18 protein-coding genes and 2 pseudogenes are annotated in these 20,988 nt (G+C 64.0%); 10 read left to right on the forward strand and 10 right to left on the reverse strand.

Annotated elements, in window-relative coordinates; all coding sequences use genetic code 11:
- Positions 1–161 precede the first annotated feature (161 nt).
- From HB778_RS08955 to HB778_RS08980, 6 genes and pseudogenes are all read left to right on the forward strand, one after another.
- Positions 162–1,246: pseudogene (locus HB778_RS08955) on the forward strand (RsmD family RNA methyltransferase).
- 17 nt (positions 1,247–1,263) lie between these two features.
- Positions 1,264–2,121 (forward strand): TrmH family RNA methyltransferase, encoded by an 858-nt coding sequence (locus HB778_RS08960; protein ID WP_183463146.1) that lies wholly within the window; start codon positions 1,264–1,266, stop codon positions 2,119–2,121.
- A gap of 13 nt (positions 2,122–2,134) precedes the next feature.
- On the forward strand, positions 2,135–2,662 hold the full coding sequence (gene lspA / locus HB778_RS08965; protein ID WP_183463148.1) for a signal peptidase II: 528 nt from the start codon (positions 2,135–2,137) through the stop codon (positions 2,660–2,662).
- A gap of 57 nt (positions 2,663–2,719) precedes the next feature.
- Positions 2,720–3,709, forward strand: a complete 990-nt coding sequence (locus HB778_RS08970) for an MDR family oxidoreductase (protein ID WP_183463150.1) — start codon at positions 2,720–2,722, stop codon at positions 3,707–3,709.
- Positions 3,710–3,853: 144 nt separating this feature from the next.
- A pseudogene (locus tag HB778_RS08975) lies at positions 3,854–6,135 on the forward strand (ATP-binding protein).
- 287 nt (positions 6,136–6,422) lie between these two features.
- Entirely contained in the window at positions 6,423–7,298 is an 876-nt protein-coding gene (locus tag HB778_RS08980) for a GNAT family N-acetyltransferase (RefSeq protein WP_056577807.1), read from the forward strand.
- Between the two features lie 133 nt (positions 7,299–7,431).
- Here HB778_RS08980 and HB778_RS08985 read toward each other — a convergent pair whose 3' ends face one another.
- Entirely contained in the window at positions 7,432–8,064 is a 633-nt protein-coding gene (locus HB778_RS08985; protein WP_095199529.1) for a trimeric intracellular cation channel family protein, read from the reverse strand.
- Between the two features lie 99 nt (positions 8,065–8,163).
- Complete coding sequence (gene grpE / locus HB778_RS08990) at positions 8,164–8,796, reverse strand: nucleotide exchange factor GrpE (protein ID WP_183463152.1); 633 nt, start codon at positions 8,794–8,796, stop codon at positions 8,164–8,166.
- A 238-nt stretch (positions 8,797–9,034) separates the two neighbouring features.
- Here grpE and HB778_RS08995 point away from each other — a divergent pair, with 238 nt between their 5' ends.
- The gene (locus tag HB778_RS08995; RefSeq protein WP_183463154.1) at positions 9,035–9,235 is read left to right on the forward strand and encodes a hypothetical protein; all 201 of its coding nucleotides are present in this window, start codon (positions 9,035–9,037) and stop codon (positions 9,233–9,235) included.
- A 137-nt stretch (positions 9,236–9,372) separates the two neighbouring features.
- On the forward strand, positions 9,373–10,395 hold the full coding sequence (locus HB778_RS09000; RefSeq protein ID WP_183463156.1) for a fatty acid desaturase: 1,023 nt from the start codon (positions 9,373–9,375) through the stop codon (positions 10,393–10,395).
- Positions 10,396–10,440: 45 nt separating this feature from the next.
- Here the strand turns inward: HB778_RS09000 and HB778_RS09005 are convergent, their stop codons facing one another.
- From HB778_RS09005 to cysG, 7 genes are all read right to left on the reverse strand, one after another.
- Positions 10,441–11,061 (reverse strand): DJ-1/PfpI family protein, encoded by a 621-nt coding sequence (locus HB778_RS09005; protein ID WP_095199533.1) that lies wholly within the window; start codon positions 11,059–11,061, stop codon positions 10,441–10,443.
- Positions 11,062–11,254: 193 nt separating this feature from the next.
- A complete protein-coding gene (locus HB778_RS09010; RefSeq protein WP_183463157.1) occupies positions 11,255–12,862 on the reverse strand; it encodes a GMC family oxidoreductase in 1,608 nt (535 codons plus the stop codon).
- A 96-nt stretch (positions 12,863–12,958) separates the two neighbouring features.
- Entirely contained in the window at positions 12,959–13,492 is a 534-nt protein-coding gene (locus tag HB778_RS09015; RefSeq protein WP_183463159.1) for a DUF934 domain-containing protein, read from the reverse strand.
- Between the two features lie 172 nt (positions 13,493–13,664).
- Complete coding sequence (locus HB778_RS09020; protein WP_183463161.1) at positions 13,665–14,429, reverse strand: phosphoadenylyl-sulfate reductase; 765 nt, start codon at positions 14,427–14,429, stop codon at positions 13,665–13,667.
- Positions 14,404–16,074: a nitrite/sulfite reductase gene (locus HB778_RS09025; RefSeq protein ID WP_183463163.1), complete on the reverse strand. Its 1,671-nt coding sequence runs from the start codon at positions 16,072–16,074 to the stop codon at positions 14,404–14,406. Before HB778_RS09025 ends, HB778_RS09020 begins: the two co-directional genes overlap by 26 nt.
- 45 nt (positions 16,075–16,119) lie before the next feature.
- Positions 16,120–16,413, reverse strand: coding sequence for a DUF2849 domain-containing protein (locus HB778_RS09030; protein WP_183463165.1), 294 nt, complete (start codon positions 16,411–16,413; stop codon positions 16,120–16,122).
- Positions 16,410–17,861, reverse strand: a complete 1,452-nt coding sequence (gene cysG / locus HB778_RS09035) for a siroheme synthase CysG (protein ID WP_183463167.1) — start codon at positions 17,859–17,861, stop codon at positions 16,410–16,412. The genes HB778_RS09030 and cysG overlap by 4 nt, the downstream gene beginning before the upstream one ends.
- On the opposite strand from cysG, the gene HB778_RS09040 reads away from it, so the two are divergent.
- Entirely contained in the window at positions 17,853–18,092 is a 240-nt protein-coding gene (locus HB778_RS09040; RefSeq protein WP_183463169.1) for a hypothetical protein, read from the forward strand. The two genes, cysG and HB778_RS09040, sit on opposite strands and share 9 nt — an antisense overlap.
- A gap of 260 nt (positions 18,093–18,352) precedes the next feature.
- Positions 18,353–20,140, forward strand: coding sequence for a cation:proton antiporter (locus HB778_RS09045; RefSeq protein WP_183463171.1), 1,788 nt, complete (start codon positions 18,353–18,355; stop codon positions 20,138–20,140).
- On the opposite strand, the gene HB778_RS09050 is transcribed toward HB778_RS09045, so the two are convergent.
- Positions 20,141–20,947, reverse strand: a complete 807-nt coding sequence (locus HB778_RS09050; RefSeq protein ID WP_183463173.1) for an AraC family transcriptional regulator — start codon at positions 20,945–20,947, stop codon at positions 20,141–20,143. It abuts the gene before it with no gap.
- Positions 20,948–20,988: the final 41 nt, after the last annotated feature.

Here is a 20,988-nt window from a genome sequence, read left to right on the forward strand (position 1 = left end):
CATAAACCAAGCGCGCGAAAAAACAAGCGCGATGCCGCAACACCGCCGCCCACTTCGAAGACGAAGGCTTCCAGCTGCACCAATCGACCTGCGGGCCATCGCTTGTTGCACCGCCGCTGTCCTCATGCCAAAAGCGGCACGCCGCTCGGAGATGCTCCTGCTTGAAGTCTTTTCGCGACAAACGCCGCGACAACCGCCCGCCCGCGAAAGGCGGAGCCGGAGAGGCGCGTCCTCACGAGACGCGTGGGGCCCCACGGCCGGACGCCAGGCCGCGTGGGCGGGCTGAGATCAGAAACGACGATCGCACCGAACCGAAATCCGCACCGCGCATCCTCGCCCGCCGCGAAGGGGCGCTGCCCGCTGAACAACTTCCGGTAATCCTCGAAGTGGCGCCCAACGCTGATTACGCACTGCTCGACAGTGGTGCCGGCCAAAAACTCGAACAATACGGCCCTTATCGCATCGTCCGGCCCGAGGGCCAGGCGATCTGGCAGAAAGCCTTGCCGGCAAAAGATTGGGAGCGTGCCGACGCCATCTTCACCGGCGACACCGACGAGGAAGGCATCGGCCGCTGGCGTTTCCCGAAGACGCCGCTCGGTGAGACCTGGCCGATGAAGCATGACGGCATCGATTATCTCGGCCGTTTCACCTCGTTCCGCCATGTCGGCGTCTTTCCCGAGCAGGCCTCGCACTGGGACCATATGGCCGGGCTGATCGCGGCGGCGAAGCGGCCGGTCAAGGTGCTCAACCTGTTCGGCTATACCGGCCTCGCCTCGCTGGTGGCGGCCCGTGCCGGCGCCGAAGTCACCCATGTCGATGCCTCGAAGAAGGCGATCGGCTGGGCGCGTGAAAACCAGGAGATGGCAGGGCTTGGCGGCAAGCCGATCCGCTGGATCGTCGACGACGCGGTGAAATTCGCCGAGCGCGAAGAGCGCCGCGGCAGCCGCTACGACATCATCCTGTTCGACCCGCCGGCCTATGGCCGCGCCCCAAGGGCGAGGTCTGGCAATTGTTCGAGGACCTGCCGGATCTGACCGACCTCTGCCGCGCGATCCTGACCCCAAAGCCGCTTGCCGTGGTGCTGACCGCCTATTCGATCCGCGCCTCCTTCTTCGCCATCCATGCCTTAATGCGCGATACCTTTGCCGGCATGGGCGGCAGGGTCGAGTCGGGTGAGCTGATCATCCGCGAAAAGTCCGCCGGCAGGGCGCTTTCGACCTCACTGTTTTCGCGCTGGGTGGCCTGAATGCCCGGGAGTCCTGAATGAACGAGCGGCACGTCGGCGCACCCGGCCAGGTGAAGGAAGTCACCAGCCTCGCCAATCCGCTGATCAAGGACATCAAGGCACTCGCCTTGAAGAAGTTCCGCGACCAGCAGAACGCCTTCATGGCCGAGGGGCTGAAGCTGGTCATCGATGCGCTCGACCTGGGCTGGCAGATCAGGACGCTGGTGTTCGCCAAGGCCGGACGCGGCAATGCCGCCGTGGAAAAGGTCGCGGCGCGCACGGTAGCCGCCGGCGGCACGGTGCTCGAAGTGTCGGAAAAGGTGCTTGTCGCCATCACCCGCCGCGATAATCCGCAAATGGTGGTCGGCGTCTTCACGCAGAAATTCCTGGCCCTCAGGGAAATCCGTGCCGACAATGGCGATGTCTGGGTGGCGCTCGATCGGGTGCGTGACCCCGGCAATCTCGGCACTGTCATCCGCACCGTCGATGCCGTCGGCGCCAAGGGCGTCATCCTGGTCGGCGACACCACCGATCCGTTTTCCGTCGAGACGGTGCGCGCCACGATGGGGTCGATTTTCGCCGTGCCGGTGGCGAAGGCAACGACCGAGGCTTTCCTTGCCTGGCGCGGCGGCTTTTCGGGCCTCGTCGCCGGCACCCATCTAATGGGTGCGGTCGACTACCGCTCTGTCGATTTTTCTCGCGGACCGGTGCTGCTGATGATGGGCAATGAGCAGCAGGGCCTGCCGGAAAGCCTGGCGGCGAGTTGCGACAGGCTGCTCAGGATTCCGCAGGCGGGCCGCGCCGATTCGCTCAATCTCGCCGTCGCCACCGGCATCATGCTGTTCGAGATCCGGCGCGGCGCGCTGAAGCTCGAACCAATCGCCGACCAGCAATGAAGGTTGCCCGCCCGTGAGATCATGGTCCCCCTACGCGCTGCTCGTTGTCGCGGCAATCGCGCTCGATCAGTGGATAAAACATCTGGTCGAGACCGGCCTGCCCTTCCAGGAGAAGCTCGATCTGGTGCCGTTCCTGGCGCTGTTTCGCACCTACAACACCGGCATCGCCTTCTCGATGTTCTCCTCCTTTGGTGACACCGGCCTGGTGGTCATCGCCGTGCTGGTCGTCGCCTTCGTGCTCTACCTTGCCACCCGCACACCATCGGCCCATGTCATTGCCCGCACCGGCTTTGCCCTGATCATCGGCGGCGCGCTGGGCAATCTGATCGACCGCGCCGTCTACGGCCACGTCATCGACTACATCCTGTTCCACACGCCGGTCTGGTCCTTTGCCGTCTTCAACCTCGCCGATGCCTTCATTTCCGTGGGCGCGGCCCTGGTCGTCTTCGACGAACTCATCGGCTGGCGGCGCGAGCCCAAGACTTCGAATGCCAAGTCTTCGAACGCCAAGTCTTCGAACGCCAAGCCTTCCAAAGATTGACCCCACGCGGCCATCGCCGCACAGTCCAGGACGCCAAGCCAGCTCGCGGAGAAAAAGATGTCCGAAACCTTCAAAGCCATCCTCGTCTCGCGCGACGCCGACAAGAAGCAGTCGGTCGCCGTGACCGACCTCACCGACGCCGACCTGATGGAGGGCGACGTCACCGTCGCGGTCGAGGCGACGACGGTGAACTACAAGGATGGACTGGCCATCACGGGCAAGGCGCCGGTGGTCCGCCGCTGGCCGCTGGTGCCGGGCATCGACTTCGCCGGCACGGTCATCTCGTCCTCCAATCCCGACTGGCGCAAGGGAGACAAGGTCATCCTGAATGGCTGGGGTGTCGGCGAGACGCATTTCGGCGCCTATGCCGGGCGTGCCCGCGTCAAGGGCGACTGGCTGGTGCCGCTGCCGCAAGGCATCAGTGCGCATGACGCGATGGCGGTCGGCACCGCCGGCTATACCGCCATGCTCTGCGTCATGGCGCTGGAGCGGCACGGCATCCTGCCCGACCGCGGCCCGGTGGTGGTGACGGGTGCCGCCGGCGGCGTCGGTTCGGTCGCGGTCTCCATCCTGTCCAGCCTCGGCTACCATGTCATTGCGTCGACGGGGCGCAATGCCGAAAGCCCCTATCTGATCAACCTCGGCGCCGCCGAGGTGATCTCGCGCGACGAACTCAGCCAGCCCGCCAAGCCACTGGCCAAGGAACGCTGGGCCGGCGGCATCGATTCGGTCGGCAGCCACACGCTGGCCAATGTGCTGTCGATGACCTCCTATGGCGGCGCGGTTGCGGCTTGCGGCCTGGCCGGCGGCATGGATCTGCCGTCGAGCGTCGCCCCCTTCATCCTGCGCGGCGTCTCGCTGCTCGGCATCGATTCGGTGATGGCGCCGAAGGCTGTGCGCCTGGAGGCCTGGCGGCGCATCGGCGCCGATCTCGACCTGGAGAAGCTCGCCAGCCTGTCCACGACCATCGGCTTCGGCGGCATCATCGATGCCGCGCGCGATATCGTCGACGGCAAGATCCGCGGACGCGTCGTCGTCGACATGTAGACCCGCCTGGCCGGTCGCACGCAGCGGACGGAATTGCCAGATCCGGTGGCAAATCCGCCGCTACCGGGGTAAAAACGCCCTATCCGCTAAAATTCGAACGATCCGCCGCAATTTTCCATAATCTCTGTCTGGCAAGGGTTTCGCATGATCGCGGAATCCGACAGCCAGCAGGCAAACAAAGGCGACGATGTCGATGCGGTTCCGGCGCCGGCGCGGCGGTTTATCGCCGCGCCGCCGCTGGTGCCCGAGCAGCCATTGGCCAGTCGGGAAAGCCTGCCGCTGCTCACCTTCGTTGCCATCATGGTTCTGGCGGGCCTCGCGCATCTGACCGGGGCGCCGATCTTCATCAGCCTCGCCTTGCTGGCCACCGGCCTCGCCGGCCTTGGCCTGCATCTGCATGCCAGGCGCAGCGTCCACCGGACCGTGGTGCTGCTGGACGAGACCACCGCCCGCAGCCGCGCCGAGATCGAGACGCTGGCCGACCGCATGTGGGAAATGCAGGAAAGCGAGGAGCGCTTTCGCGGTCTCATCGACGCGCTTGGCGATCTCGTCATCCATCGCGACCGCGACGGTTACATCGTCTATGCCAACAAGGTGTTCGCCGATCTGGTCGAAACCGATCAGCGCGACCTTGCCGGCAAGACCTTGGCCGAACTCGGGGTCGAAGTCGGCATCGTGCCCGACGCCGCCTTTTCCGACCATGAGTGCCTGAGTTCCACCGACGTTGCCATCCGCACGCCAAGCGGCCCGCGCTGGTTCTCGTGGATCGAACTGTCGGTACGCGACAAGGAGAGCGGAGCGGTTTCGCATCGCGCCATCGCCCGCGACATCACCGCCCGCAAGCGCGCCGAATCCTCGCTAATCACCGCGCGTGAGCGGGCCGAATACGCAAGCCAGGCCAAATCGCGCTTTCTCGCCACCGTCAGCCATGAAATCCGCACGCCGATGAACGGCATCATGGGCATGGCGAGGCTCCTGGCCGACACCAGCCTGTCGCCGGAACAGCAGACCTATGTCGGCGCCATCTCGACCTCGGCCAGCGCCTTGCTCGCCCTGATCGAGGACCTGCTCGACTATTCCAAGATCGAGGCCGGTCGTTTCGATCCGGAACCGCAGCCAATGTCGGTGCGCGAGATCGCCGACAACATCGTCGAATTGCTCGCCGCGCGCGCCTTCGCCAAGGGTATCGGCCTCGGCTGCCATGTCGAACCGGATGTACCGCAATTGATCACCGCCGATCCGGGCCGCGTCAGGCAGGTGTTGCTCAACCTGATCGGCAACGCCATCAAGTTCACCGACAGCGGCGGCGTGCTGGTCAGCGTCGCGCGCGCCCGCACCGAGACCAGCGACCGCATCTGTTTCACCATCACCGACACCGGCCCCGGCCTGCGCGAGGAGGACATGGAGCGCATCTTCGAGGAGTTCGAGCAGGCCGACGGCACCTCGAGCGCGCGCATGGCGGGGCGGGGCTGGGACTTGCCATCTCCAAGCGCCTGGTGGCTGCCATGGGCGGCACGATTTCGGTCTCCAGCCGGCTTGGCCAAGGATCGGAATTCGTCTTCGAAATCCCGGCCACGGAGGCCACCGGGGCGCCGCAGGGCCGGCAGAACGTGCTCGCCGGCAGGCGCGCGGTGATCCTGTCCAGGAACGCCGTCGAGGCCGACGCCATCGCCCGCACCATCCGCGCCAATGGCGGCACGGCCGGTATCGCCACCACCGTGGCGCAGGCCGCGCCCTTGGCCGAGGGCTGCGACGTGCTTCTGGTCGACGCGGCCATGGAGGAGAGCGACGGGAGAGTGCTCAAGCGGTTGCGCCAAAGCGGCTTTTCCGATTGCGAAGCCATCACGCTGATCGCGCCGACCGACCGCGGCATGCTTGGCGAGTTCCGCGCCAGCGGCTACGCGACCTTCCTGGCCCGACCGGTGCGCGGTGGAACACTTTTGCGTGTCCTTTTGACCAGCCATGCACCGGCCCTTGCCCAGCCACAGCCGGAAAAGCGCCGCACCCCGGCGCTTCGCGCCTCAAGCGACCGCCAGCAAGGCCTGTCCGTGCTGATCGCCGAAGACAACGACATCAATGCCATGCTGGCCCGCGCCACGCTGTTGAAGGCGGGGCACCGCGTCAAGGTGGTCGGCAATGGCAAAGCCGCCGTCGAAGCCGTCACTGGCGCCGGGCACAAGCACCGCTTCGACGTTGTGCTGATGGACCTGCATATGCCGATCATGGACGGGCTGGACGCCATTGCCGCGATCCGCCGCCATGAGGAGGAAATATCAGCGCCGCCCGTACCGATCATGGTGCTGTCGGCCGACAGCCAGGAAAAGACCCGCCATGCGGTGCTCGCCCATGGCGCCAGCGGCTTCGTCACCAAGCCGCTCGACCCCGACGCGCTGGTCAATGCCGTCGAGGGCCAGGTCGCCGCTTGATCTGCTTTTTCCATCCGTGCGGTTGATGCATGTCACTCAACAGTGACCGCCGATTTGCGAGGACGATGTGCATGAAAACAAGGACCTTGAGCGCTACGCATGGGGTTCGCGCGGACGAGACATGCCTCGGCTCTCCTCACCGAACGTAGCCGGTTGACCGTTTTCGCCAGCCGACGAAGTATTGCCCGCGACGCCGTATCACGGTACTGTCACAATCCTGTTGCACCTACACCGTATCCCCGTGCCAAGAGGGATGGCTCGAAGGAGAATCACTCGTGCATACAGTTATGCCGGAATGTGACACTCGGCCAAACGCCAGCAGCGCCTTGCTTGCCGGACGTAATGTCGATTCCGTCATAAAAGGCGCAGCACTCGGCCGTATCGGCAATCTCGAAGTGCGGCTCGCCCGCAACGAGGCCGAGATCGCGGCCGCGCAGGAAGTGCGCTACCGGGTATTTTACGACGAGCTTGGCGCCCGGAAGGACCTCTTCCAGGCGCAGGACCGTCGCGACGCCGACCGCTTCGATCCGCTCTGCGATCATCTTCTGGTCCTGGATACGACGCTTTCCGGTCCCGAACATCGCCGTATCGTCGGTACCTATCGCCTGCTGCGGCAAGAAATCGCGGCCACCGCCGGCGGCTTCTATTCCGAAGGCGAGTTCGAGCTGACCAAGCTCATCGCCCGTCATCCCGGCCAGCGTTTTCTCGAACTCGGCCGCTCCTGCGTTTTGCCGCAATACCGTTCGAAGCGCACCATCGAGGCGCTGTGGCAAGGCATCTGGGCCTACATCAACCACTACGAAATCGGCGTGATGACCGGCTGCGCTTCCTTCCATGGCACCGTGCCGGCCGCTCACGCGGAGGCGCTCACCTATCTTGCCCATCACTGCCGCACCAACTCCGCCTGGGACGTGCGCGCGGTTTCCGATCGGTACTGCTCCATGGATCTGATGCCGATCGAGGCGGTCAATGCCAAAGCAGCGATCGCGGCAATGCCGCCTCTGGTCAAGGGCTATCTGAGGGTCGGCGCCCGCATCGGCGATGGCTGCGTCATCGACCGCGAATTCTCGACCGTCGACGTCTTCGTGGTGATGCCGGTCAAGGAGATCGGCGCCCGCTACGTCAACTATTATGGCGGCGAAGCGCAGCGCTTCGCGGCGTAGCGAATAGCGAATAGCGAATAGCGAATAGCGAATAGCGAATAGCGAATAGCGAATAGCGAATAGCGAGAGCTACGCCGCAATCCCGAGGACTGCTATCCCTATTCGCTACTCCCTATTCGCTACTCACTTCTTTTCACGGAATATCTTCCGGCCGTCGGCCGGGCCGGCTCTTGTAGGACGGAAACGACCAGCCGAAACGCAGCGCGCCGCCGCGTACGGCGAGTGCCACGACGAAGCCGGCCAGCCCCGAGACGATCTGCGGCAATCCGGTGACATCGCCCAGTGTGAAGATGGCGGCGCCCGCCAGGGCGGCCGTGACGTAGATTTCCGGCCTCAGCAGCACCGATGGCTCGCCGGCCAGGAGATCGCGCAATATGCCACCGAAGGTCGCGGTGAGCATGCCGGTGATGATCGAAACCACCGGCGAACCGGTGATTGCCAGGCCTTTTGCCGCGCCCATCACCGAAAAGGCGGCCAGCCCGATGGCGTCGAGCCACAGCAACAGCTTGTAGCGGGATTCGACGCGGTGCGCGGTGAAGAAGACCAGAACCGCCACGACAGCGCAGATCAGCACATAGTCGCGGTTTCCCACCCAGAAGACCGGCACATTGAGGATGAGATCACGAAAGGTCCCTCCGCCAATGCCGGTGACGCTGGCCAGGAACAGGAACCCGATAATGTCGAGCTGCTTACGCGAAGCCGCCAACGCCCCGGTCGCCGCAAAAACGGCGACGCCGGCATAGTCGAGAAGGGCGATGGGATGCATGAGTGAGCGAATAGCAAGTAGTGAGTAGCGAATAGGGAATAGCACGAAGCCAGTTGGCCGCTATCAACTATTTCCCTACTCGCTATTCGCTACTCGCTATCACGCATCCTTCTCCGCCTCGTCATTCACCGGCCCCGGCTCGACCGGCGCCTCGGCGGCGACTTTCGGGCCGCCCTTGGCGACGCCGACCATGGCCGGACGCAGCACGCGCTCACCAATCGAATAGCCCGGCTGCACGACCTGGACCACGGTGTTGGCCGGGACATCGGGATTGGGTACTTCGAACATGGCCTGGTGGAAATTGGGATCGAACTTCTCGCCTTCCGGAGCGAGTTTCTTGACCCCGTGCCGTTCCAGCGCCGACAGCATGGCGCGCTCGGTCAGGTCGACGCCTTCGATCAGCGCCTTGAAGCCGGCGTCACCCGACGCCTTGGCCTCCGCCGGAATGGCGTCCAGCGCGCGGCGCAGATTGTCCGACACCGACAGCATGTCGCGGGCGAAATTCGCAACCGCATAGGTGCGCGCGTCGTGCACGTCGCGCGCGGTGCGGCGGCGCAGGTTCTCCATCTCGGCCGCGACGCGCAGCGCGCGGTCCTTCAGCTCTTCATTTTCCTTCAGCAGCCGCACAAGCGCTTCATAATCGCCGTCAATGCTGCCTTCCGTGCGCTCGGCATTGGCCTCGGCCGCCTCGGCTTCACTGGGCGCGCGTTCGTCTTTTGTCTGGTCGCTCATCGCCGTTTCCCGTCATCTCGAATGGTATGGATTTTGTGCCCGATATCGAGGTTTGGAAGCCAAAAATCAAGGGGTAAGCGACCGTTAGGCCTTTGGCCGGAAATGAGCGGCGATCAATGGCGATCCTTCGATTTTAATTCAAATTTTACCAAAACTGCCGGCTTGGCTTGCCACAGAAGCGTGATGAGGGAACCATTCCCTTGCTGGAGGAGTTTCCGAGCCGACACAGGATATTGTAGTGATGACCCGCGACAAGGCCGAAAAAGGAGAAAAGCTCGCCACCGAAGTCAGGCGCCAGTTCGGTGCCGAGGCGATGACGCGCTTTCTGCGCACCTTGCCGGCTTTCCGTGCCGAAGCCGACATTCCCAATCACTTCAGGGAGTTGCTTGACCATCTCGATCGGATGGAGAGCAAAAGCCTCGGTGGTGGCCGCCAATAGGGGGCACCCCGGCCGGGCATCCCGGCCTCTCAGGGCTCTGGAGGACCTACCCAGGAGCGCCTGTCGCGACAATTACGCACAGTAATTTTGCGTGAAGGTTGCCTTGCGGCGGCCACACGCCCCGCTTATGCTTCCTGATGAACATGATTTCCCCCGATGCGGCCGCCAACAGCAAGCGCGCCTGGCTGAAGATTCTGGCGCGCTACAAGAAGCCGGATCGGCGACGCAGCGCCATCGAACTCGCCATCACCCTCATTCCGTTCGCCACGCTTTGGGCGCTGTCCTCGGCGGCCTATGCCTATGGCCATTGGTGGGGGCTGATCCTGATCCTGCCGGCGGCCGGGTTCCTGGTGCGCATCTTCATGATCCAGCACGATTGCGGCCATGGCTCTTTCTTCGCCAATCGATACGCCGACGACTGGATCGGCCGCGCGCTCGGCGTCCTGACGCTGACGCCCTATGATTGCTGGCGGCGCGCCCACGCGACACATCATGCCAGCGCCGGCAATCTCGATGAGCGCGGCATGGGCGACATCCGGACGCTGACCGTTGCCGAATACCGGCAATTGTCCTGGCGAGGCCGCCTCGCCTACCGCCTTTATCGCCACCCGCTGGTGATGTTCGGGCTGGGACCGATCTGGCTGTTCATCTTCTCGCAAAGGCTGCCCATCGGCATGATGCGCGGCGGCCTGACGCCCTGGGTGTCGTCGATGACCACCAACCTCGCCATCGCGCTTGCGGCAGCCCTTCTCATCTGGGCCGTCGGCCCCGGTGCGTTCCTGGTTGTCCATCTGCCGATCGTCATTCTCGCCGGCTCGGCCGGCATCTGGCTGTTCTACGTCCAGCACCAGTTCGAGGAGACGGAATGGGCAAAGGATGATGACTGGGAGTTCCAGCATGCCGCCCTGCATGGCTCGTCCTATTACGACCTACCGCCGGTGCTGAACTGGTTCACCGGCAACATCGGCGTCCACCACGTCCACCACCTCTCGGCCAAGGTGCCGGGCTACCGGCTACAGGAAGTGCTGCGCGATTATCCGGAGTTGCGCGGCATCGGTCGCGTCACGCTGCTCGACAGCCTGCGTTGCGTCAAACTGGCATTGTGGGACGAAAACCGCCGCAAGCTGGTGTCGTTCCGCGAAGCACGAGCGACGCTGTAGACCGACCGCCGCGCCGTGGCGCGGCGGCGGAAGCAAACGCCCTGTTCAGGCCGCCTGGCGCTCGTCGCGCATCAGGATCTCGCCATGGCGGATCTCGGTGCCAAGCACCTTCAGGCATTCACGGATGAAGTTGGACAGGCCGGGCCAGCCCTTGGCTGACACGAGATTGCCGTCGACATGGGCGCCGGTCGGCGCCACGTCGATATAGATGCCGCCGGCCAGCGTCACTTCCGGCTCGCAATAGTGTAGTGCCGCCACTTCCCTGCCCCGCACCACGCCGTCGACGGCGATCAGGATTTGCACCCCATGGCAGATGGTGAAGATCGGCTTGCCGGCTTCGTGGAAATGCCGCACCAGAGCCTGCACCCGCTTGTCGATACGAATGTATTCGGGACCGCGCCCACCCGCCGCGTAGACGGCATCGTATTGGGCCGGATCCACCTCGGAAAACGTCTTGTTGAGGATGTAGTCGTGGCCAAGCTTTTCCGTATAGGTCTGATGGCCTTCGAAGTCGTGCAGCGAGGTTTTCAGGACATCGCCCGCCTTCTTGTCCGGGCAGACGACATGCACCGTGTGGCCGACGGCATGCATGGCCTGTTCAAAGACGAAAATCTCATACTCCTCGCTGAACTCGCCAACGAGCATCAATATTTTCTTGCCAGCCATTCCCGGTTCCTCCCTTGTGGCCATATTTATTTCGGGTCGTGAAATAATAGACCTATCCTAAGGGCAGGACAGCGAAAGGGAAAGTGTAAATCGCACAATTGGTACGACCAGTTTTCTTCATTCTCTGCCAAAGACGCTCCAGGCAGTCTTGCTTCTAACGAAAACAGCACCGCTGGTTCGACCAAAGCGGCAGTCAGGCCGCTGCCTTGATCATATCTGCGGCCTTTTCGGCGATCATGATGGTCGGCGCGTTGGTGTTGCCGCCGATCAGTGTCGGCATCACCGAGGCATCGACGACGCGCAAGGCCTCAAGCCTGTGGACCCGCAATTGCGGATCGACCACCGCCATCTCGTCGACGCCCATCTTGCAGGTGCCAACCGGGTGATAGATCGTGTCGGCGCGGGCACGGATGTGGGACATCAACTCCGCGTCGCTCGAAACACCGGCGGTGTAGATCTCCTTGTGGCGATATCTGGCCAGCGCCGGCGCCTCCAGGATACCGCGCATCATCCTGACCCCCTTGAGCAAAAGCTCGGCGTCCCGTTCGTCCGAAAGAAAGCGCGGATCAATGCGCGGTGGTGCCATGGGATCATGAGTCGACAGCCCGACCTCTCCGCGCGAATGCGGCCGCAGCACGCAGACATGGCAGGAAAAGCCATATCCCATATGCAGCTTGCGGCCATGATCATCCACGATGGCGATGCAGAAATGCAGTTGAAGGTCGGGCCGTTCTATCGCCGGATCGGATTTGAGGAAGGCACCGCCTTCGGCATAGGGCGTGGCGATCATACCGCCGCCATCTTTCCGCCAGCGCAGCAAGTGCCGCAGCAGGCCAGGTAGGCCGCGCAGGCCGATACCCATCATGTCGGCATCCTTTGACGTCCAGCCCATGATGAAATCGAGGTGGTCTTGCAGGTTCTTGCCAACGCCGGGCAGTTCATGAATGACCGGAATACCATGCATGGCAAGCTCGGCAGCCGGGCCAATGCCCGACAGCAACAGGAGCTGAGGCGAACCGAAGGCGCCACCGCAGACGATCACCTCGCGCCTGGATTTCGCAACGGCTTCGCCCTTCCCCGCGCGATACCGCACGCCGGTGGCGCGCTTGCCATCGAGGATGACCGCCGTGGCATGCGCTCCAGTGATGACGGTAAGGTTCGACCTGTTCATGACCGGTTGCAGATAGGCAGCGGCCGCCGAGCAGCGCTCGCCATTACGGCGTTCACCCCAGAATTGCGTCACCTGATAAAGTCCGGCACCTTCCTGTTCGACGCCGTTGAAATCATCGTTGCGGCGGATCTGGTTTTCGCCGCAGGCCTCGACAAAGGCCCGGGAGAGCGGACGTGGCTCTTGCTGCTCGGCAACCCGCAGCGGCCCGTCACCGCCATGCAGAGCATCAGCGCCGCGTTGATTGCCTTCCGCCCGTCGGAAATAGGGCAGCACCTCGTCCCATGACCAGCCGTCGCAGCCGAGGTCGGCCCATTCGTCATAGTCGCCGCGGTGCCCGCGCGTATAGAGCATGGCATTGATGGCGCTGGATCCGCCCAGCGCCTTGCCGCGCGGCTGGTAGCCCTTGCGGCCGCCAAGACCCTGCTGCGGCACCGTCTCGAACGCCCAGTTGTTGATCTTCGGCCGGCCCGGCAACAGTGCGATGATGCCTGCCGGCGCGCGGATAAGCAGGTTGCTGCCCGCGCCGCCGGCTTCGATCAGGCAGACCGTTTTCGATGAATCTTCGGACAGCCGCGCGGCAAGCGTGCAGCCGGCGGACCCACCACCGGCGATGACATAGTCGAAATCCATGACTCCCTCCCTCGCACCCGGCGGATGTTTCCGTCCGGATGACCAAGAGAAAGCTCGATTACGGCCTATGTAAAGACGCGCGCGATTACCGCTGCGTCAGCTGTTACGAACGCGCCGCCAGGAATATTTCGGCCCCTTTGGCTCCGGCACAGCGGTTGGCTGATAGTAGAGTCCCAGCCCGCCGGTGCGGCCCTCTTCCAGGCGTTTCAGCAGCACCGGGTTGGAAATCTCGAACTCGTCGAAGCCCAGCCGCAGCATATGCGGCAACGGGTCGATCAGAACCTGGCCGGTGGCGCGAACGGCACCTTCGAAATGGTAGCGGCTACGCAGCAGTTCAGCCTTGGAGAAGGAACGCCCATCGCTGAAGGCCGGGAAGACCAGCGCCACCAGCGACAGCTGGTCGAGCAGGTCCGCTATCTTCTCGAGCTGATCGCCGGGCTGCAGCACCACGCCGAGCCGCTCCTTGGCCGACCGACGCACCTCCGGATCAAGGTCGAGGAACGCCTGCAGCGGCAGGATGAAACGGCCATTGCCGGAAAGCGCGTCCGCACTTTCGGCATGAGCCCACTCATCCTCGCGAAAACCCTCAGGGGTCCAGAGCCGGGTCTCCGGTATCGTCGTTTCGGTCATAAAAAAGGTCCTAAATATTCAAACGAGCCAAGGATGTGTTGAGATTCAGGTCAGGCTGCGCCGAAAATGGCGGCTTCCGAGAACCGGAGCGGAGCGTACTTGAAGTACGTGAGCACCGGAAGCGCAGGAAGCTGCCGTTTGCAGGCCAGCCTCACCTGAATATCAGCATACCCTACAGTGATGCGTCGGTCAGCGACACTTCCAGTCCCGACAGGTGAATGCCGCACTCGGTCTTGGCATGACCGGCCCAGCGGCCGCTGCGTGCGTCTTCGCCCGGCTGCACCGGCTGCGTGCACGGGAAGCAGCCGATCGACAGATAGCCATAGGCGACCAGCGGATTTTCACGCAGCGCATGCGCGCGCATGTAGTCCGCCTGATCCGATGTCGTCCAATGCGCCAGCGGATTGATGCGGATGCGCGGGCCGACAGCCTCGAACACCGGCAGTCCTGCCCGCGTCGAGGCCTGGAAGCGCTTACGGCCGGTGAACCAGGCGCGAAACGGCGCCACACCGCGCGCCAGCGGCTCGACCTTGCGCACGTCGCAGCAGGCATCGGTGTTGCTCTGGTGCAGATTGCCCGTCGGGTCGATCCGCTCGAGCGCGGCCTCCTCGGGCTTGATCACCCGAATGTTGGTCAGCCCGAAATCGGCGACGAGCGCGTCACGGTAGCCGAGCGTCTCCTCGAAATGCTTGCCGGTGTCGAGGAAGATGACCGGCAGCGTACGGTCGATCTCGGCGATCATGTGCAGCAGCACCGCTGAATCCGCCCCGAAGGACGACACCGCGGCGATCTCGTCGTGAAACAGTTCGCGGGCCGAGCGTTCGATGATCTCGAGCGGCTTCAGATGGCCATAGAGCGCATCAAGCCCCGCCGCTTTCGCGGCGGCGCCGTCATCGACATCGGCTATCCGGTCAAGCGGCCTTGGCTTCGCCAGCATAGAGCGCCTCCTTGAACGGCGCGGGACCGACACGGCGGTAGGCGTCGATGAATTTTTCCTGCGGGTTGAGCCGAAGGCCGAGATAGGTCTCGACGATCTGCTCGATGGCGTCGGTGATCTCTTCCGACGAGAAACCACGGCCGATGATTTCGCCGACCGACGTGTTCTCGTCGGCCGAGCCGCCCAGCGTCACCTGATAGAGCTCGGAGCCCTTCTTCTCGACGCCGAGTATGCCGATATGGCCGACATGGTGGTGGCCGCAGGCATTGATGCAGCCTGAGATCTTCAGCTTCAACTCGCCGATCTCGCGCTGCCGTTCCAGCGAGGCGAAGCGTTGCGAGATTTCCTGCGCGATCGGGATCGAGCGCGCGGTGGCCAGCGCGCAATAGTCGAGCCCTGGGCACGAGATGATGTCCGATATCAAATTGGAATTGGCCGTCGCCAACCCGATGTCGACCAGCGCGTCATAAACGGCTTTGAGGTCGGCACGCGCCACATGCGGCAGGATCAGGTTCTGCTCATGGCTGACACGCAGCTCGTCGAAGGCGTATTTCTCGGCGATGTCGGCGACCGCTTCCATCTGGCTGTCCGAAGCGTCGCCCGGCACCTCGCCGATACCCTTGAGCGAGATCGTCACCGCCGCATAGTCGGGATGGCGGTGCGTCACCACGTTCTGGTCGAGCCATTCCGAGAAGCCTTTGGAATCGAGGCGCGCCAGCTTGACCGCCTGGTCGCCTTCCGGCCGATCGGCGAGCGCCGGCGGCGCGAAATAGGCCTCGATGGCGCGGATGTCGGCATCCGGTAGCTTCAGCTCGGCGTCCTTCAACTCCTGCCACTCGGCCTCGACCTGGCGGGTGATTTCCTCGACGCCGGTCTCGTGGACGAGGATCTTGATGCGCGCCTTGTATTTGTTGTCGCGGCGGCCATAGAGATTGTAAACGCGCAGGATCGCCGTGCAGTAGGACAGCAGATCGGCCTCCGGCAGGAAGTCGCGGATTTTCCTCGCCACCATCGGCGTGCGGCCCTGGCCGCCGCCGATATAGACGGCAAAGCCGAGTTCGCCGGCGGCGTTCTTCTTCAAATGCAGGCCGATATCGTGCGTCTGGATGGCAGCACGGTCGCGCTCGGCACCCGTCACCGCGATCTTGAATTTCCTGGGCAGGAACGAGAATTCCGGATGCACCGACGACCATTGCCGCAGGATTTCCGCATAGGGGCGCGGGTCGGCGACCTCGTCGGCGGCGGCACCGGCAAAGTGGTCGGCAGTGACGTTGCGGATGCAGTTGCCGCTGGTCTGGATCGCGTGCATCTCGACGCTGGCGAGATCGGCCAGGATCGCCGGAATGTCCGACAGCGCCGGCCAGTTGAACTGGATGTTCTGGCGCGTGGTGAAATGGCCGTAGCCCTTGTCGTATTTGCGGGCGATATGGCCGAGCATGCGCAGCTGCTTGCCGTTCAGCGTGCCATAGGGCACCGCGATGCGCAGCATATAGGCGTGCAGTTGCAGGTAGACGCCGTTCATCAGCCTGAGCGGCCGAAACTGGTCCTCGGTGATCTCGCCGGACAGCCGGCGCTCAACCTGGTCGCTGAACTCGGCGACGCGGGCCTGGACAAAATCGTGGTCGAACTCATCGTAACGGTACATGCTTCGTCTTTCAGGGCGCGTCCGCCCGTTTCACTTAAATCCTGGCTACGCCGCCCGCTCTGCCTGCTTGCCGAGATCGCCGCGGATGGTCGGGCCCGCGGCGCGGATTTTCTCGCGCAGCCGCACCGGCTCGACGACACCGTCGACGACCTCCGCGTCGATCAGATTGACGTCGACCACCTCATTGTCGGCATAGGCCTTGGCACCGATCGCCTCCAGGCGGTCCTCGGCCGTCTTGTCATGGGCTAGGTCGGCGTGGTCCACCGTCTCGGCCCAGCCGCCATCGGCATACCAGACGGCGATGCCATCGGTCAGGCGGTTGGCGGTCAGTATCTTCATGGCTGAACTCTCTCAGTGGCGGCTTTGGCCGCGCCTTCATACCTGTGTGCCGCGAGCGGCTCGGACCGTTCAAAATTGGCACCCGCGACCGCATCGCCAATGATGGTCATGACCGGGCCGGAAAGATCGCCACGCGCTTCCAGTGACGGCAGATCGGCCAGTGTGCCGTGGAAACGGCGGCGGTTGGCCAGGCTGGCATTTTCGACCACGGCGACCGCCGTGTCCGGCGACAGGCCGGCTTCGATCAGCCGACCGGCGACTTCGGCCGCGACCGAACGGCCCATATAGACGGCAACGGTGGCACCGGAAATCGCAAGCTTGGCCCAATCGGGCAATGAATTGCCCTTGAGATCGTGGCCGGTGGTGAACACCATCGACGACGACACGCCGCGCAAGGTCAGCGGCAGTTCGAAATCGGCGGCGGCGGCGAAGGCCGCGGTGACACCGGGAACCACCTCATAGGCGATGCCGGCTTCGCGCAGTGCCGCCATCTCCTCGCCGGCGCGGCCGAACACCAGCGGATCGCCCGACTTCAGCCGCACGACGCGCTTGCCCTGGCGGCCGAGCTCGACCAGCAGCGCGTTGATCTCGGCCTGGCTCTTGGTGTGGCAGCCCTTGCGTTTGCCGACGGGAAGGCGCTCGGCATCGCGGCGGCCCATGGCAACGACCGCCTCCGGCACCAGCGCGTCATGGACGATGACATCGGCTTCCATCAACAGGCGGTGGGCACGCAGGGTCAGAAGATCCTCGGCGCCGGGACCGGCGCCGACCAGGGCGATGTGGCCCGAAGCCGGTGCGTTCGACAGCAGAAGATCCACGGCGGCGTCATGCGCCTGCGACAGCTGGCCGGCTTCGACGGCTCGGGCCGGAGCACCCTGGAAAAAACTGCTCCAGAAGCGTCGGCGGGCATTGCCTTTCGGCAGCACTTTCTCGGCCGCGCCACGCAGCGAAGCGGCGAGCGTTGCCAGCGATCCAAGCGACGGCGACAGCATCTGATCGATGCGGCTGCGCAGCATCTGGGCAAGCACCGGGCCTGCGCCTTCAGTTCCGATGGCAATGGCGACCGGCGCGCGGTTGACCAGCGCCGGGGTGAAGAAATCGCAGAGCTCCGGCCGGTCGACGGCATTGACGGGGATGCCCAGTTTGCGCGCGTCCGCGGCGACACGGCGGTCGAGCATCTCGTCGCCGCTGGCGGCAAACACCATGACCGCACCTTCGAGTTGCGAGGCATCGTAGGCTGCCGCAACATGGCTGGCGCCGGACTGAGCGATGAAGGCAAGCAGTTCCGGTTCGGCATCTTGGGCGATGATGCGCAGCACCGCGCTCGATTGTCCGATCAGCCGCGCCTTGGCCAAGGCTTCCTCGTCGCCGCCGACAATGGCCACGGCTTCGCCCTCGACCCGCACGAAGACGGGAAAGGCGTTGAGCTTGGCATTGGCATGCGGCATGAGAAAAGCAATCCGGGAACAGTGTCGCAGTTTTACGCCCGGGCGCGAAAAACCAGAAGCAAAGCACTCGCGCATCCTGTGATGACAGGCAATCGCTTTTTCGCAACCGCGAAAGGCAGGAGAAAAATATTCCACATCCAGGGTGCGGACGGATTCAAGCCGCTGAAACGGGCCTTGATTTCAGGTCTTTTTAGCCGCCTGCCCGCGGTCGCGCAAAATAGTTTTTTCTAATTTCTACCAATTTAGTAGATTAAAGTCGTCTGCTGGCGGCTCCCGTCTTTGATGCCGCATGCCGAGGCGCAATACGCTTGTGAATTCAGCCCGACAGCGGGACTGCTGGCGCGGCCGGCCAAGCATTTGTCGCCCCACCGTGGATTTCACACCCCTTGCGGGTTGCATCACCGTCACCCCTTCCACCATATTGCAAAACAGGCGCCGGCTTCGGGCGGCGCACATCCGACATCCCCAGCTTGAAAGGCGCTCCATAGACAATGCCGCATGACACGCCCCTTATCGCCACTATCGTCGCCGGTCTGGGGCTGGCTTTCGTCTTCGGGGCTCTCGCCAATCGTTTCCGCATTCCGCCGCTGGTCGGCTATCTCGTAGCCGGCGTGCTGGTCGGGCCGAACACGCCCGGTTTCGTCGCCGATGCCGGCCTTGCCAATGAATTGGCCGAAATCGGCGTCATCCTGTTGATGTTCGGCGTCGGCCTGCATTTCTCGCTGAAGGATCTGCTGTCGGTCCGCGCCATCGCCGTGCCTGGCGCCATTGTCCAGATCGGCTTTGCCACGGCGCTTGGCGCCGGGCTGTCCTGGATGCTCGGCTGGTCGATGGGCGCGGGTCTGGTGTTCGGCCTGGCGCTGTCGGTCGCCTCGACCGTCGTGCTGCTGCGCGCGCTGCAGGAGCGCCGGCTGATCGAGACCGAACGTGGCCGCATCGCGGTCGGCTGGCTGATCGTCGAAGATCTCGCCATGGTGCTGGCGCTGGTGCTGCTGCCGGCCCTTGCCGGCGTGCTCGGCGGCCAGGAACAGGCGGATGTGCATTCAAGCGGCCTGCTGTCGCTGCCGGCCAGCTACGGCATCTGGGGCGTCGTCGGCATTACGCTCGCCAAGGTCGCCGCCTTCGTCGTCGTCATGCTGGTGGTCGGCCGCCGGGTCATTCCCTGGATCCTGCACTACGTCGCCCATACCGGGTCGCGTGAACTGTTCCGGCTGGCTGTGCTGGCGATCGCGCTCGGCGTCGCTTTCGGCGCGGCGAAACTGTTTGGCGTGTCGCTGGCGCTCGGCGCCTTCTTCGCCGGCATGATCATGAGCGAGTCCGAGCTCAGCCACCGCGCGGCCGAAGAATCGCTACCGCTGCGCGATGCCTTTTCGGTGCTGTTCTTCGTGTCGGTCGGCATGCTGTTCGACCCATTCAGCCTGTTCAGCAACGGCCTGCCGATCCTGGCCACGCTCGCCATCATCGTCATCGGCAAGTCGCTGGCCGCGTTCGTCATCGTCGTCGCCTTTGGCTATCCCCTGGCGACAGCCTTGATGATTTCGGCGAGCCTTGCCCAGATCGGCGAATTCTCCTTCATCCTGGCCGAACTCGGCGTCGGGCTGAAACTACTGCCCGAACAGGGCCGCGACCTGATCCTGGCCGGCGCCATCCTGTCGATCGTGCTCAACCCGTTGATGTTCCTGGTCATCGACTGGATGAAGCCATGGCTTGAGGCCCGCGCCGCCAGGACGGGGCCGCCGGCAGACGCCAAGCCGGTCGGCCCGGCGACGGAACCGGGCCAGGTGGCCTCTGTCGCCGCCGCAACCTCCAAAGAGGAAGACGGACCGCCGCCGAAGACGGCGCTTACCGGCCATGCCATCCTGATCGGCTATGGCCGTGTCGGCGGCCTCGTCGGCGCGGCGCTGAAAGAAGCAGCCCTGCCCTTCCTCGTCATCGAGGACGCCGACAAGACGCTGGCCAAGCTGAAGGCCGACGGCGTCGAAACCGTCGCCGGCAATGCGGCCAATGCCGAAGTGTTCGCTGCCGCCAATCCCGAAGGCGCCAGCCGGCTGATCCTCGCCATCCCCAATGCGTTCGAGGCCGGCCAGATCGTGCTCAGGGCGCGCTCCGCCAATCCCAAGATCAACGTCGTCGCCCGCGCCCATTCCGATGCTGAGGTCGAGCATCTCAAAGGGCTCGGCGCCGACACGGTGATCATGGGCGAACGCGAAATCGCGCGCGGCATCGTCGAAGAGGTGCTCGGGCACAAGCCATCCGCGACTGAGCCGTCCGCCGCCTGATCACGCCACGAACGCAGAACCGCCATTGCGTGCGATGCTGCTGAGATATTGTGCGGGAGGCTTGCCGAGCGCCTTTTTGAACATGGTGATGAAGGCTGTGACGGACTCATAGCCGAGATCGCCCGAAACCCGCTGAACGCTTGCCCCCGAAGCCAGCTCCCTGATCGCAACGATCAAGTGTAATTGCTGGCGCCAGCGGCCGAAGCTCAAGCCGGTCTCCTTGACGATAAGACGCGCAAGACTGCTCTCGCTGAGCGCGACGCGATTGGCCCATTCGGCCAGCGTGCCGCGGTCGGCAGGATCGTTCGCCAACGCTTCCGCGATCCGCCGCAAGCGCGGCTCGGAAGAGATCGGCAGATGCAATTGCTGGACAGGCATATCAGGCAGTTCGGCCAGCAGGACCCTTCCCAGGAGAGCGCACCTCGCATCGTCCGGCGCGCAGTCCGACAGTTCGATGATGAGCTCGCGCAGCAGCGGCGAAATCGAAAGCGTGCAGCACCGGTCCGGCAGTTCGGCCACGCCTGGTTCGATATAGACGAAGAAAATCCGGGCATTGGCCGTGGCAATGTTGCTGTGCTGCATGCGGCTTGGCACCCACACGCCGCAATGCGGCGGCACCATCCACAGGCCACTCGGAACGCGGCAGGTCACGCCGCCGCTAAGCGCGAAGACGAGTTGCCCCTTGCGATGCCAATGATCCGACACCTCGGCCTTGGTCTCGGTGACATCGACGCGCACGGCGATCGCCGGAGCAAGGACGTCATCGACGTCGAAATCGAGCCATGGGTAGCGGAGCGGCTGTCTCATGAATGACAGTTTTTAGCGATCAATTGCATTTATATCTAGAT

Source organism: Mesorhizobium huakuii, from assembly GCF_014189455.1.
Taxonomy (GTDB): domain Bacteria; phylum Pseudomonadota; class Alphaproteobacteria; order Rhizobiales; family Rhizobiaceae; genus Mesorhizobium; species Mesorhizobium huakuii_A.

What these genes read in the sequence shown, in the direction of transcription:
- HB778_RS09020 (WP_183463161.1), bottom strand. Translation starts at nt 14,429, where the DNA reads ATGCTGGCGAAGCCAAGGCCGCTTGACCGGATAGCCGATGTCGATGAC.
- HB778_RS09005 (WP_095199533.1), bottom strand. Translation starts at nt 11,061, where the DNA reads ATGGCTGGCAAGAAAATATTGATGCTCGTTGGCGAGTTCAGCGAGGAG.
- HB778_RS08985 (WP_095199529.1), bottom strand. Translation starts at nt 8,064, where the DNA reads ATGCATCCCATCGCCCTTCTCGACTATGCCGGCGTCGCCGTTTTTGCG.
- HB778_RS08980 (WP_056577807.1), top strand. Translation starts at nt 6,423, where the DNA reads ATGCCGGAATGTGACACTCGGCCAAACGCCAGCAGCGCCTTGCTTGCC.
- HB778_RS09010 (WP_183463157.1), bottom strand. Translation starts at nt 12,862, where the DNA reads ATGGATTTCGACTATGTCATCGCCGGTGGTGGGTCCGCCGGCTGCACG.
- HB778_RS09025 (WP_183463163.1), bottom strand. Translation starts at nt 16,074, where the DNA reads ATGTACCGTTACGATGAGTTCGACCACGATTTTGTCCAGGCCCGCGTC.
- HB778_RS08960 (WP_183463146.1), top strand. Translation starts at nt 1,264, where the DNA reads ATGAACGAGCGGCACGTCGGCGCACCCGGCCAGGTGAAGGAAGTCACC.
- HB778_RS09000 (WP_183463156.1), top strand. Translation starts at nt 9,373, where the DNA reads ATGAACATGATTTCCCCCGATGCGGCCGCCAACAGCAAGCGCGCCTGG.
- cysG (WP_183463167.1), bottom strand. Translation starts at nt 17,861, where the DNA reads ATGCCGCATGCCAATGCCAAGCTCAACGCCTTTCCCGTCTTCGTGCGG.
- HB778_RS09050 (WP_183463173.1), bottom strand. Translation starts at nt 20,947, where the DNA reads ATGAGACAGCCGCTCCGCTACCCATGGCTCGATTTCGACGTCGATGAC.
- HB778_RS09045 (WP_183463171.1), top strand. Translation starts at nt 18,353, where the DNA reads ATGCCGCATGACACGCCCCTTATCGCCACTATCGTCGCCGGTCTGGGG.
- grpE (WP_183463152.1), bottom strand. Translation starts at nt 8,796, where the DNA reads ATGAGCGACCAGACAAAAGACGAACGCGCGCCCAGTGAAGCCGAGGCG.
- HB778_RS08970 (WP_183463150.1), top strand. Translation starts at nt 2,720, where the DNA reads ATGTCCGAAACCTTCAAAGCCATCCTCGTCTCGCGCGACGCCGACAAG.
- HB778_RS09030 (WP_183463165.1), bottom strand. Translation starts at nt 16,413, where the DNA reads ATGAAGATACTGACCGCCAACCGCCTGACCGATGGCATCGCCGTCTGG.
- HB778_RS09015 (WP_183463159.1), bottom strand. Translation starts at nt 13,492, where the DNA reads ATGACCGAAACGACGATACCGGAGACCCGGCTCTGGACCCCTGAGGGT.
- HB778_RS09040 (WP_183463169.1), top strand. Translation starts at nt 17,853, where the DNA reads ATGCGGCATGAGAAAAGCAATCCGGGAACAGTGTCGCAGTTTTACGCC.